Origin of the sequence: Pedobacter sp. MC2016-15 (assembly GCF_026239695.1) — a bacterium.
Lineage (GTDB): Bacteria > Bacteroidota > Bacteroidia > Sphingobacteriales > Sphingobacteriaceae > Pedobacter.
In genome coordinates this window covers 792,155-805,464 of record NZ_JAPIVS010000002.1, presented here as the reverse complement: position 1 = coordinate 805,464, position 13,310 = coordinate 792,155, and the positions used below count along the sequence as shown (strand labels likewise).

Below are 13,310 nucleotides of genomic sequence, written 5' to 3'. Positions count from 1 at the left end.
TGGTTCCATAATATTTATTTGTTTAGTTATGCATTTTTATTCCCGGAAGATTCTCGGGCATTCTTTTTTGCCAGTTATACTCCGGAGCTTTTACGGCCAGGGGAGCTACCTGATCCAGGGTATTCCCATCGTAAAGCCTTCCGTTTTTCATGACATATTTAATGGTGTTTGTATTCCGGATATTTTCCAGCGGATTTTTGTCCATGATCACCAGATCGGCCAGTTTTCCTGTTTCTACAGAACCCAGGTCGCCATCCAGTCCGATGCCCCTTGCCCCGTTAATCGTAGCGAGTTTGAGCACATCAATATTGCGCATGCCTCCCGCCTGGTTCATCCAGAGTTCCCAGTGATAACCCAAACCCTGCAGCTGCCCGTGTGCACCTATAGAAGGGTTACCTCCGGCTTTAAGTACCTCATTGATGATCTTCGACTGGCGGGTAAACACATATTCCTCATCCGCAAACCATTCCTTTCTGCGTCTCGCCCTGCGGTCAATATCTTCCTTTGCACTGAAGTGGTTCAGTTTGGTATCATTCTGGATATTCTCTTTCTCATAGAAATAACTCTCCCCACTCGGGCCACCATAACCCAGAATTAAAGCTGAGGAGTAGGTAATACCGGATTTGGCGATAAAATCTATGTAGTCGCCATACCAAGGGAACATCGGATAACCATGTTCATGCCCCGGATAACCATCCAGCACCTCTGTCAGGTTTAACTTCATATCCAGGTTTCCTTCAGTGGTCGGCATCAGCTGCTGCTCTTTAGCAGCCATGATCACCCACTGACGCTGCTGGCGGTTACCCACAGCATACATCTTAAGGGTTTTGGTATTCCAGTATTTCGAATATTGTTTGAGCACACTCCTGGTATGGTCAAGACTTTTCAGGTTATATGCCCAGTAGGCCAGTCCGGGACCTGTAGAATACAACCTCGGGCCGAGCATTTTCCCTGCATCAACCAGGTTTCCGTAAGTCAGGATATCAGTTGTTCCCGGCTGCGGGTCACGGATGGTGGTTACCCCATAGGCCAGCTGACTCAGATACGCGATTGGCTGCCCGATTTCGATTCCTGAAGCTCCACCCAGGTGGGCATGCAGGTCGAAAAATCCCGGAGTGATCGTTTTACCTTTTACATCGATCACCTTTGCTTTTGCTGAAGGCGATAGCGATCCCGAAGCACCTACGCCAACGATACGGTTATTCCTGATCAGGATGTCTCCATTCTCGATGACGTCATCCCCTTTCATTGTGATGATACGGCCACCCTGCAGCAGCAGTTCATCCTGTGGAATATCGCGGGCAATGCTCACCGACACTTCTGCTTCTTCAGGTGTGTATCCTGTAGTTTCCTTTTTGTCCAGATCGTAGGCGAACATACTCGAGCCGAGCGACCAGTACACTTTCTTTCCATCTTCAGACCATGACGGGAACTCCGCACCAATCTCAGTGATCTTCCAGCTGGGGTACGAGGCTTTGCTGACATCAGCTACGGAAATTACCGGTGTTACGGCCCCTGCTTCAGGAACGGTCACGATGTAAATATCATTGGCAATCAGGGCCAGTGCTTTATCCCCTTTTGGAGATTTGATGATCTTTGATGGTGTAGCAGTCCTTCTGAAGAAGCTGAACTGTGCGCCGTTGGTGTTGCTGAAATCGTAGGTAGTGATGCCTGTGAGTTTTACAGCCCCTTTTTTGTTCTGCCCTTTCCAGTCGACCGAAAACAGGCCATCTGCCATATTACTCATATAGATCAGTCCGTCGTTATTGGAGAAATGCGGTTTCGCACCAATAGCTTTGGAGATAAAATTAAGTTTTCCACCAGTTGCTGCAATCCAGCTGACAGACTGCTTCGCAGCAGCCCTGTTATTGGTCCCCAGGCGGTAACCTGTAGCCAGCCCCTGCACAAAGATGATCTTTGTCCCGTCGGGCGACCATACGGGTTCCTGAAAGAGAAACCCTTTTTCTGTGAGCAGCTGAGGTTTACTCCCCGCAGCGGCATTTATCTTATACAACGCCCCATCTTTGTCGTCCCAGGTGACATAGGCTATCGTTTTCCCGTCGGGCGACCATGCCGGTTGTGCTTCCGTAAGTTCCATACTGGTCATCCTTTTTGGCGTACCATTTGGATAATCCATGATATACAACCTGTTAAAAGCTGTAAATACCGCTTTTTTACCATTTGGAGATACCGTAAGATCCCTGATCTGGTTTGCCGCTATCTGTGCATCATCCCTGATCGGGTATTTGAACTCCAGCTTGGGGCCGATCATGATTTCCGTCTCTACCTGGAAAGGAATTTCTTTAGCTCCGGAGGCATCTATAGCGATGCTGTATATTTTACCACCATAGCTGGCCACCACATTTTTGCTGTCTGGCGTAAAAGACATGGCGGGCAGCACACCCATCGGGGCCAGCGACTCCTGTTCATCATGTTGCACCGGATAGGCAAGCCATTTCTCCTCAGCCGTAGCCAGGTTATGCAGGACCAGACCAGTTTCCGTATTGTAACGGGTACCGTATACCAGCCATTTGCCATCGGGCGATAGGGTTGGCGAAAATGCCGAGCCATATCTCGAGACTACGTTCTCCATCTCCCCCGTTTTACGGTCGAACGTAGCCAGGTTGTACTGTGGTAATTGTGCATTGTAATCCCACATCCCCTTACGGCGTGAGAACCAGATTTTTCCGCCATCCTTGCTAAAGGCAGGCTCTATGGTTTTGATATCATCCGGTGTGGGCGTCAGCAGGGAGCCTGTGCCCCCGGCGATATGGTAGAGGTTCAGTTTTGGGGTACCTACACCCTTGGCAACCACGATATATTGTCCGTCGGGCGACCATTCCAGTCCCTGGAAATATTCATCCCTGCTTTTGGTAAGCTGTTTGCCCATCGCTGCCGTTTCTGCATTCATGATCCAGGCATTTTCTGCACCATCCCTGTCAGAGATAAAAGCAATGGATTTGCCGTCAGGGCTATATTTTGGCTGGGAGTCAAAGGCAATACCCGAAGTGAGCTGTCTGGCTTTTCCCCCTGCAAAAGGTATCTCATAGATATCCCCCAGCATCGCAAATATGATCTTTTTACCATCCGGGCTCACATCGAGCGACAGCCAGGTACCCTCAGTAGTATTCAGTTTAATGCTCCTGCTACCTTTCAGCGGCAATTCTGCTGCACCTTCCAGTCTTGCACTGCTGGCAGGACGGAGAAAGAAGGGCTCAGTTTTATCTTCCGCTTCATGGTCATGATCTATCGTACAGGCGCCACTTTGGGCAGCTGCAAACTGAGGACTTACACTCAGGATTATCAGGCTAAATACAAGGCTGAAAGAGGTATTTGATATTTTCATTTGCTGATCGGTAATTTTGATATACATAGATATCAAAGAATCAGCAAAGAATCCCCCTTAGGTTCATATTGTTAAATCATTAGACAATATCAGCTAAGTCATGTCAGGGTGTCTTCATCTTGTCTGCCAGCACCTTCATGAAATAGCCCCCCACTACACTGCGGGCCTGGAAGCCTACCATCCTGCCGTCCAGCGTCTCATGCCAGTCGCTCATGGGCACCCGTGAAGAAGTTTCCATCGCATAGTTAAATACGGGCTCCGCCAGGGCTTTAAAGTCTACCCTCTTTTCGGCCATCGTTGCCGTCCAGATGATCCAGTCAGATTTAGTATAAGTTTTACGGCTATCGAGAGGCAGGCCGAACGCATTCTGGTGGTTCAGGTAAAACCTGATCTCACGGTCATACACCTGCTGCGGAAATAAATTCAGCGCCAGCACTTTGTCCCAGACCATATTGTATTTCTGGCTCCAGGTATTCTGGTCGTCAAAGACCAGCGCATAGTGGTCGCCCGCATCGGCTTTCTGCATCCATTTTGAGACCATGCCTGCGGCAAGCTGCCGGTATTTTGCCCCTGTCTGTTTTTCTCCCAGCATATCAGCCATGCGGGCATAGGCCCCTATAGCTACTATAGCTTTTACAGATAAGTTTGCGTTGTGGGCAAGGTGCCCCGCAAAGTCATCCGTACACAGCTGGTTGCCCGGATCAAAACCTGCCTGTGCCAGGTAGTCTGTCCAGACCGTCAGTGTCTTCCAGTGTTTCTTCGCATACTCAGCATTTTTCTCTGCCGCAGCAATGGCCGCCGTCAGGATAATCATGTTACCCGATTCCTCCACCGGCATATCTTCACCATAGGTCTGCCCGTTGGCTATAGGATAAGTACCCAGATCATGCGCAGCAAAGGGCTTTGTCCATTTGCCGCTTTCGCTATAGCTGAAGATACCGTTCAGCATTCCTTTCAGCAGTTCCGGGTTATAAAGAAGATATAAGGGTGCCGAAGGATAGGTCACGTCAACGGTATTGATAGAGCCGTTGCTAAAGTTTTCCTTGGAGAGGAAGAGCAGTTCCCCTTCCGGACTTCTCACCAGCTGGTGTGCGGCAATACTCTGGCGGTAGGCCAGGACACAAACTCTGGCATAATGCTCGCCACCCGCAGCAAGGGCATCCTTGTAAACGGTAGTATCCGTTAGATTACATTTCCCGATCACCTTGTCATAACCGATAGCTGCCTCACTGAGCAGCCCTTCCATGGTCGCTCCCGGAACATCGCGCCACAGCGGTTTCAGGTTTTGGTTGAAATACTGCACTGCATATAACTCATCGTAACCAAGGACCAGAAACTTCTTTTTACTTTCTGCCCCTACGCTGCCAAAAGGAATTATAGTATTGAGCATCAATGATGTTCCCCTGAGGTTGCGGCTTGGTTTGGCATCTTTCCTGAAGGAAGCCAAAGCATCTTCTGCACGCGTAATATATTGTTTTGCGTTGGCAGAAAAAGGTATCGAGACATATAGATATCCCCAATCAATCCGCACATCATCGCCTTTATTCTTCAGCAGGGGCTGAGCTGTAGTTCCCACTTTTAAGATCGACTGCCCTTTGCTGGTATAAGCTATTGCGCGTACTTCCTGTGAAGACTGGTTAACGGCAAGGTCAGAAGAAATCCCGGTAAAAACCGAAACCTGGTGCTGCAGTTCGTCGCTGGCACTCACTTCGAAGCTGAGGTAAGAGGCCGGACTGGATAGTAATTTAATATCCTGCAGGATCAATGGCGAGCTAAACGTTAGTTTAAGGTTTACCGCACCACATTTGAAAGTATATATCGTCTGCGTAGCCGTCATCTCTACATGAGTTTGTTCGGCCAGCGGAAAATGATCAATCGGGCGGTCGGCCACCTGCTCCGCAATACCTGCATCCAGCCATGCGCCGCCGCCTGTATTCAGACAATGAACAGCAAGGATATTTTCGCCGAGTTTTAAAGCCGATTTGATCTCCTCATCAAAAGGGATCACGACCATATTGCCCGTAGCACCTTTGCGGTTGACGATCAGCTTTCCGTTGAGAAAAACTTCAGCATCATCGTCCTGATGAAGTTTAAGCACCAGGGGTCCTGTGGGTATCGTCTTGAGCCTGAACTTACGGCGTACCCAAAGATCTTTACCCGTCCAGGCTGTGCCTACCCGGGCGCGGGCATCTCCGAAAGGTGACATCCCGATTTTCCATTTATGATCCGGGAATAACTCCCCCTGCCAGCCATCACCGGGGTACTCATCCTGATACTGCCATCGGGATGGCTTCTCCTCGCCAGTTGCCAGAATGCTGCTGTAGCGTGGCGCCAGAGTTCCCATAAAACGGTAAATCTGCTCATCAACTTTGATCAGGCCTACCATCGGCTGCTCTTTGCCCGTCCAGTGTTTACTGTTGGAAGCATTCAGCTGATCGGTACCAGACCAGATACTGAAATAAGGATTGTGGGTGACCAGCGGATAAGCCGGAGCATGGGCCGACTGTGAAAATGCCTGTTGTACAGCAGCAACAAAAGTCAGTAAAAAAAGAAATCGGAACGTGCGCGGTTTTTTGAAAAACTTCATATCTGGTTGTGATGGAAATATCACTAAAATATAAATAAAATAGTATTTTTAAATAAAAACACTTAACCCAAGATCAATGGAAAATTCAACTCCTGAAGAAAATTTTGCGAAAACCGGTTTAATCCTGCCGCCTGCCCCAACGCCCATCGGCGTTTACACCCCTTATCTGATTGATGGTAAATATTTATATATCTCCGGACACGGACCAGTACAGAATGACAAACAACTGATCAAAGGCCGCATTGGCAAAGACATCGATATGGAACAGGGTAAACTGGCTGCACAGCAGGTAGGCCTGACCATCCTCTCAACGATAAAAACCAATCTGGGAAGTTTAAATAAAGTGAAACGCGTAATCAAGGTACTCGGAATGGTCAACTGTGTTCCTGAGTTTGAAAAACATCCCTATATCATCAACGGATGCAGCGAACTTTTCGTGAAAGTCTGGGGTAAACAGAATGGTATCGGTGTAAGAAGTGCCGTGGGCTTTGGCTCATTGCCAGACAACATTCCGGTAGAGATCGAAGCGCTGTTTGAACTCGGACATTGGGAAAAAGGCCTGCTCGACTAAACCAGGCCTGTATTTTAGTAAAAAAAGAGATATACAGATATCTGTACATCTCTTTTTTTATTTGATTAACTTACCTTTTTCAGTTCTTCCTGAACGCGTTTGGCGACAATCTTGTCTTCACCCGGTTTCAGCATAAAAACAGTAATGTTAATGCTGTTTGGAGAGAACTTCATGATCTCCACAGAAGGGTTGCCATTGCGCAAGGCCAGGGCCAGATCATCACTGCTGATCTTTACCTTAGCTGTATCCCATGCAATATTTAACAGCGGGTTGTGGTTGGCAATCGGCGGAACAGTCACTGTAGTGGTTACGCCTCCAACGGTTTTAACGGCCGACTCAATTACTGCCACCCGTGCTTCCCAGTCTTTCCATTCTTTATCGTGGTCCAGTTTTACGTAGTGATCCAGTGCGGCGTACATACCCAGGATTTCTTCCTTGTTCACCTTCATCCCGCGACCGATGTTGTTCCCAAATGGCGGAGCATTCAGGCGTGCCGCTTTGATCAGGTCTGCCCTGCCCATCAGGATACCGGCACTCTGCGGACCACGGATAGCCTTACCGCCAGAAACACATACCAGGTCGAAGCCCAGCTCATTGAATTTCCAGAGATTGGTAACAGGGGGAATATCAGCAGCAATATCAATCATGGTTGGGATTTTGTGCTTTTTTGCGATGGCCAGCCATTCCTCATGTTTAATCTGACCATCATTGGTAGCCAGATTTAAAAACCACATCATGGCCGTTTTAGGGTTGATGGCTTTCTCCAGCTCTTCAGCAGTTTCCACTTCCACCACTTCGATACCCGTATTCGTTGGGGCATGCACATAATGCACGTTATGGGATTTTTGCACAATCATCTGTGTTTTCTCGAAACCCTGCAGGTTTGGCAGCTGGGCAATTTTCTTCAGGTCGGTACCCGTAAGGACCCCAGCAGTTCCCAATACTAAGGCCGACCAGCAGCCCGAGGTTACCATGGCCGCTTCGGCATGGCAGATCGCAGCGATCTTCTCTCCTACCTTATCCTGGATATCACCGATCATGATAAAATGTGTGGAGGAATCGTTGATGGCTGCAACCACATCTTCGTGCATCAGTGAAGCGGTATGTGTGGTATAGGTTCCCGCAGCATTGATAAATGTACGGAGGCCCAGTTCTTTGATCAGATCGCGTTTAGCAACGGTGGATACAGCCGCATTAGCGGAGAGGAATGGAATCCCTGCACCTACAGCGCCCACTACCGGAGCTACTGAAAGGTATTTAATGAGATCTCTGCGTTTCATATTTTTTGATATAAAATGGATATAAAAACAAATGGGGACAGAAATTAATCCCTGTCCCCATTATCATTAGCTATGAATTAATTGAAGTTGAAAGGTAGACCTGCCTTTTTATCCCACCATACTTTAGTGAGTAAGTTGTCATCAGTGTTCTCAGAGAATCCCTGTCTGCTTAAAGCTTCCAGGTAGTTCGCCTGGTTTACCAGTCTTTCAGAAATCGGAAGAGCGAAACGACGGAACATAAATCCACCTGTTACGTTACCTACATAGTTTACTTTTTTCAGGCGTGGGTAACCAGTACGTCTCCAGTTGGCATAAACCTCATAGTCATCACCAAACATAGATAACCATTTTTGTGTGTTGATCTGCTCAATCTGTGCTTCAAGAGAAGCAGTAGATACGTAAGGGTTAGCAGCCAGGTATGCGTCGATCTGAGCAGCAGTGATTACACCTGAGCTCACACCTACAGTTGGCCATAATGCCCATTGCGTCATTCCTGAACGTACAGCTGCATTGTATGCAGATGCAGCAGTAGTAGTGCTTGTCCATCCTCTTGCAGCAGCTTCAGCAACCAGTAAGTTGGCTTCAGCAGGGCCCATGATAAGGATAGGGGCAGCGAAGTTGATTACCAGCTGAGAAGGCTCAGAATAGGTATCAAAATCTGCAGGACGAGTATTCAGACTTGCACTCACCATACCTCTTTGTACAGCCGGGCTATTGTTGGCTACATATGCGCCACCAGCACCATTTTGTTGCCATACGATAGAGATCACAGATAAACGTGGGTCATTGGTCGACTTCAGTCTGTCGATAAAAGTAGCAGCATATTTACCACCCTCTACATTATCGCCACCCGGAGTTGCATAATCACCGTTTGTCAGGTTCTGAGTTTTAGGGTTGATGTTACCTGTAGTATTGGTATATGTGATCTTCGCGATATCTGCATCAGATGTCATGACACCACCTGCGATAGCAGTTTGCACCCATGTCTGAGCTGTTGCAGGGCTCGCCTCAGATAAACGCATTGCCAATCTCAGCATCAAAGTGTAAGCGAATTTTTTCCATTTGCTCACGTCACCTTTGTAGAATAAATCTCCTGTAGTGAATGAAGGGTTTGAAGGGTTTAATGCTTCTGCAGATTCTTTCAGTTCTTTCAGCATATCCAGATAGATGGCCTGCTGCGTATCATATTTAGGGCTCAATGTACCTTGTTCACCTTTCAGTGCGTCAAAGTAAGGAACGTCTCCGGCAATATCAGTTAACTGGTGGTAAGTATAGGCACGCAGGATACGCACAATCGATTTTTTGTTCACGTCAGTTGCGGCAAGAGCGTTGTTTAATACGTACAACCTGTTCAGGTTATTGGTATAGAAAGCAACAAAGTCAACCGATGCACCATTGAAGCTGAAATATTTATCTCCAACACCAGGAACTTCCTTGTAAGTTGAGAAATATTGCATACCGCTTGCCATTACTGAATAGCTGTTTCTTGGTGTGTTTAATAATACGTTAGTAAAGATATTTTCAGGAATAATAAATCCCACTGCATTCTGAGGTGCATTTAATTCTGCAAGTTTGTCCTTGCTGCAGGATGGCAATAACGCTATTGCCGTAGCAGCCACAAGACAGATGCTTTTTATAAATTTCGTTTTCATATTCTATCGATATAATTGTTAGAATTTAACATTCAGGTTCAAACCAATTGTGCGTGTTCTAGGCTCACCAGCTCCTGCAGTACCTGTGGCATTACCAACAGATTGTTGCATCTCAGGATCAAGTCCTGCTGCTTTGGTCTTTTTATCTCTGTATAGGATAGCAAGGTTACGTCCAACGATACCGATTGAAGCCGATTGGATACCGATTTTTTGTAGTTTCAACGAAGGCAGTGTATAGTTCAGGATGATCTGACGCAGTTTCACGAAATCTGTGCTGAAAGTTGAAATCTCTGAAATCGTGTTACCTAAGTTGTTATAGTAGTTATCTACATCGGCAACGCCCCATAGTCTGCTGAATGGCGCACCTGTCTGGTCAACACCTGTTAACTGCACACCTGTATCCCTGCCTGGTAAAGTTTCGTTGGTTAAACCGAACCTCGAAGCGTATAACCACATGTTGTTATAGGCAACAGCACCAAATTTGGCATCGAACAATACGTTTAGTGAGAATTTTTTGTATTTGAAATCGTTACCAAAACCCATAGTCCAAGGTGGGTTAGCCACACCAAGATCTTTTTCTACGCGCACTTCATAACCACTCGCTCTGTTATAAACCTGGTTGCCATTGGCATCTTTCAATAATCCCCAGCCACGAACAGTACCATATGGAAGTCCTACGGCGTTCAGGATTCTCACCTGGTTAGAGATACCTTGTCCTACTTCAATTGTTGTTAAACCCGGAGCAAGCTCAACGATTTTACTTTGGTTGTAAGCAAAAGGAATGCTTACGTTCCAGCTGAAATCTTTAGCCTGAACCACAGAACCACTCAGTAAGATCTCGATACCTTTGTTAGTCACTTTACCTACGTTAGTGAAACCAGCAAGGAAACCTGATGTTGGAGAGATTGTTGGTGCCAGCTGATCGTCTTTAGTTACGCGGCTATAGTAAGTAGCGTCAAAGCTCAATCTGTTTTTGAGGAACCTTACCTCGAAACCACCCTCTGTAGTGTAAACACTTAGCGGACGGATACCGAAGTCGATCAATGTATTGGTATTGTTTTGTACCGGTACACCACCAAATGATGTTCCGAAGCTATATACCTGGTTGATCTGGCCCGGAGTTACGGTATTACTACCTACTTTAGCCCATGAACCACGCAGTTTTAAGAAACTTACTGCTTCAGGTAATTTAACCAGGTCTGACATGATCACACTTGATCCTACTGATGGATAGAAGATAGAGTTGTTTCCAGCCTGCAGTGTTGAGAAGGTATCTTCCCTTCCTGTGAATGACAGGTAAACGATTCCTTTGTAGTCAAAATCAGCCGATCCGAATACAGAGTTAGTACCGGAAGTACCACGGTTTCTGTAAGGAACAAGGTCAGTATTAGGGTTAATTGTAGCTAAGTTAGAGATGTGGATAAAGTTTGGCACCTGGAAGTTGATACCACCAAGGTTTGTGTTTAAGTCCGACAAACGCTCACGGTTGGCGCCCACCATTGCATTCACTTTAAAGTCTTTGAGGAACGTAGTATTGTAGTTCATCATCGCGTTAAAGTTGGTACGGTCATTCTGACGCTGACCAGTATTTAAATAACCAAGCGGTGTAAAAGCTGTTCCCATTGGTACATAATCCTGAAGATCTGTGTAAGCAAAGTCTCTTGCTACAGTACCTTTGATGAATAAGTTTTCCAACAGGTTCACACGGATACTACCGTTTGCGATTAAACGCTGAGTTTTATCACTGTTACCAGTGCTGTACGCTACAAAGTAAGGGTTGGAAGCTGCAGGAACCGGATTCCATTGGATCTCATTTCCGTTTGCGTCTGTACCATTACCATTAGGACCTGCGAAGTTTCTCACATCCACTGTATTGGCGGCAAGGAAAGTTCCCCAGCTTGAGTTACGTTCTGCATAACCTACACCCGGTCTGTTTTTAGCATCTTCGATGTTGTATTGGATGGTAGACTCCAGGTTAACCAGGTTGTTTTTACCCATGTTAGCTCTGGTGCTTAAGTTCACCGTTTTTCTGTTATAGGTAGAGTTTGGCGTTTGCGCTTTAGAGCTCAGGTCTGAAACTGATAACCTGAAGTTCAATTGCTCGCTACCACCAGAGAAGGCAACAGTGTTTGTCCAGTCGCGGCTCAGGTTGTAGAAGTTGTTGATGTTGTTTTTTACTCCAACTGCTGAGTACGGACGTGAAACGCCATCAAACTGAACTACGCTGGATCCATCGACTTTGGCACCAAATGATAAACGGCCGGAACTTAAGGCTGCTGCCTGAGTTGTAGGTTTTACCCCATCGATACCAGCTCCATATTGTTCCTGGAAGTTTGGATAAGCAGATGGAGAACCATAAACAACGTTAGAGCTGTATTCTACACCGATACCTTTTTGAGCCTTACCGGATTTGGTAGTGATCAAAATTACACCGTTTGCAGCCTGGCTACCATAAAGTGCCGCTGCTGCACCACTTTTTAATACAGTGATCGTTTCGATATCATCAGGGTTGATGGAAGAGATACCATCACCACGGTCAACGTTCAGACCTACAGTGTTTGTACCTGCACCACTGTTACCAGAGTTGATCGGTAAACCGTTTACAACATATAAAGGCTGGTTGTTTGCGTTAGGGTTGATCGCGCCTGCTCCCCTGATTACCACGCGGCTTGATCCGCCTGGTCCTGAAGAGATCTGGCTTGCATCCACACCGGCGATTTTACCAGTCAGTGAGCTTGCTACGTTATTTTCACGTGCTTCTGTCAGTGAAGAACCTGTAACCTCAGAGCTGGAATATACCAGGCCTCTTCTTGCTCTCTTCACACCAAAAGCCGTAACTACTACTTCACTTAAACCTTTGGAGTCTTCAGCTAAAGTAATATTGATTGATGTTCTTTTGTTTACCTCTACTTCCTGTGTTGCAAATCCGATGGAAGAGAAGATCAGGGTAGATACGTCAGGTGCATTGATGGAGAAATTACCATTTGCATCTGTAGTTGTTCCTGCATTGGAACCTTTAACTTTTACACTTACACCAGGAAGCGGTGCACGTTTGGCATCAGTTACCTTACCTGTAATTACGATTGGCGGAACAGGAAGGTGGTTAGCGATTGGGCTTTCATTAATGAAAAACGGTTTAGTCGTTTTAACAAAAGAAAGGTTTGATGATGGCGCTGCGGCGGCTTGCAGCACTGCCGCTACAACCAGGATACCGGTAAGTTTCATTGCTTTCAATGACGAAGAAACATGGGTTTTGTTCTTCTTTGTAGCGAAACTCTCGTGTACGGTTAAGCGGGCATGATTACATTTTTCATGTAAAGAATTTTTCATACTTCGGATGTTTGGTGAGTGGGTTAGTAAAATTTTCGAATTTTTTGCCGGATGTATCAAATGCTTACTTGGGTAGATCGCATCGGAGATCTGGTCGGGCGAAAGTTTAGCTACTGTTGGTTTTCATTGTTTTGTATTTAGTTAAAGTTGATATTTTGAGCTTTCGTTTCTGGTATGTTTGGGACAGAAACTCCGCTTTTATTTCCTTTTTTATCACTAAAATGTATTATTCGATTTAATCATCCAAATTTTTCAACCAAAATCTGATATTTTTTGTGTTTTCACACTTTTAAACCACAGATTTTATCCTTTTTGATTTTAATGCCGGAATAATCCTACAAATACTAAGTGTATTTTAAACACTAAGCCTTATTCTTTATCCCGAATCTTCAAAAGAGCCAGTTTTACACTTGGTTAGCAATCCAATATTATAAAAGTATTACTTTTTTTCAATAATAAATATTAAAAATCAATTATTTATTATTCATATCCACAAAAAAGCCAAATAAGCTCTGATTTTATTAAAAACTCAATAATTTAAAAT

Annotated in this window: 6 protein-coding genes; 1 reads left to right on the top strand and 5 read right to left on the bottom strand. The window is 45.9% G+C overall.

The window, feature by feature from the left end; translation table 11 throughout:
- Positions 1-22: 22 nt before the first annotated feature.
- Together OQY15_RS08260 and OQY15_RS08255 are read right to left on the bottom strand one after the other, a co-directional pair.
- Entirely contained in the window at positions 23-3,346 is a 3,324-nt protein-coding gene (locus OQY15_RS08260; RefSeq protein ID WP_265790047.1) for an amidohydrolase family protein, read from the bottom strand.
- 103 nt (positions 3,347-3,449) lie between these two features.
- The gene (locus OQY15_RS08255; protein WP_265790045.1) at positions 3,450-5,933 is read right to left on the bottom strand and encodes a glutaminase family protein; all 2,484 of its coding nucleotides are present in this window, start codon (positions 5,931-5,933) and stop codon (positions 3,450-3,452) included.
- Positions 5,934-6,009: 76 nt separating this feature from the next.
- On the opposite strand from OQY15_RS08255, the gene OQY15_RS08250 reads away from it, so the two are divergent.
- Positions 6,010-6,504, top strand: coding sequence for a RidA family protein (locus OQY15_RS08250; protein ID WP_265790043.1), 495 nt, complete (start codon positions 6,010-6,012; stop codon positions 6,502-6,504).
- Positions 6,505-6,569: 65 nt separating this feature from the next.
- On the opposite strand, the gene OQY15_RS08245 is transcribed toward OQY15_RS08250, so the two are convergent.
- From OQY15_RS08245 to OQY15_RS08235, 3 genes are all read right to left on the bottom strand, one after another.
- Entirely contained in the window at positions 6,570-7,784 is a 1,215-nt protein-coding gene (locus OQY15_RS08245) for a PLP-dependent transferase (protein WP_265790041.1), read from the bottom strand.
- A 77-nt stretch (positions 7,785-7,861) separates the two neighbouring features.
- Entirely contained in the window at positions 7,862-9,436 is a 1,575-nt protein-coding gene (locus tag OQY15_RS08240; RefSeq protein ID WP_265790039.1) for a SusD/RagB family nutrient-binding outer membrane lipoprotein, read from the bottom strand.
- An 18-nt stretch (positions 9,437-9,454) separates the two neighbouring features.
- The gene (locus OQY15_RS08235; protein ID WP_265790037.1) at positions 9,455-12,766 is read right to left on the bottom strand and encodes a SusC/RagA family TonB-linked outer membrane protein; all 3,312 of its coding nucleotides are present in this window, start codon (positions 12,764-12,766) and stop codon (positions 9,455-9,457) included.
- Positions 12,767-13,310: the final 544 nt, after the last annotated feature.

Bases quoted from the DNA above. Each gene is read 5' to 3' on its own strand.
- OQY15_RS08255 (WP_265790045.1), bottom strand. From the start codon at position 5,933: ATGAAGTTTTTCAAAAAACCGCGCACGTTCCGATTTCTTTTTTTACTG.
- OQY15_RS08250 (WP_265790043.1), top strand. From the start codon at position 6,010: ATGGAAAATTCAACTCCTGAAGAAAATTTTGCGAAAACCGGTTTAATC.
- OQY15_RS08240 (WP_265790039.1), bottom strand. From the start codon at position 9,436: ATGAAAACGAAATTTATAAAAAGCATCTGTCTTGTGGCTGCTACGGCA.
- OQY15_RS08235 (WP_265790037.1), bottom strand. From the start codon at position 12,766: ATGAAAAATTCTTTACATGAAAAATGTAATCATGCCCGCTTAACCGTA.
- OQY15_RS08245 (WP_265790041.1), bottom strand. From the start codon at position 7,784: ATGAAACGCAGAGATCTCATTAAATACCTTTCAGTAGCTCCGGTAGTG.
- OQY15_RS08260 (WP_265790047.1), bottom strand. From the start codon at position 3,346: ATGAAAATATCAAATACCTCTTTCAGCCTTGTATTTAGCCTGATAATC.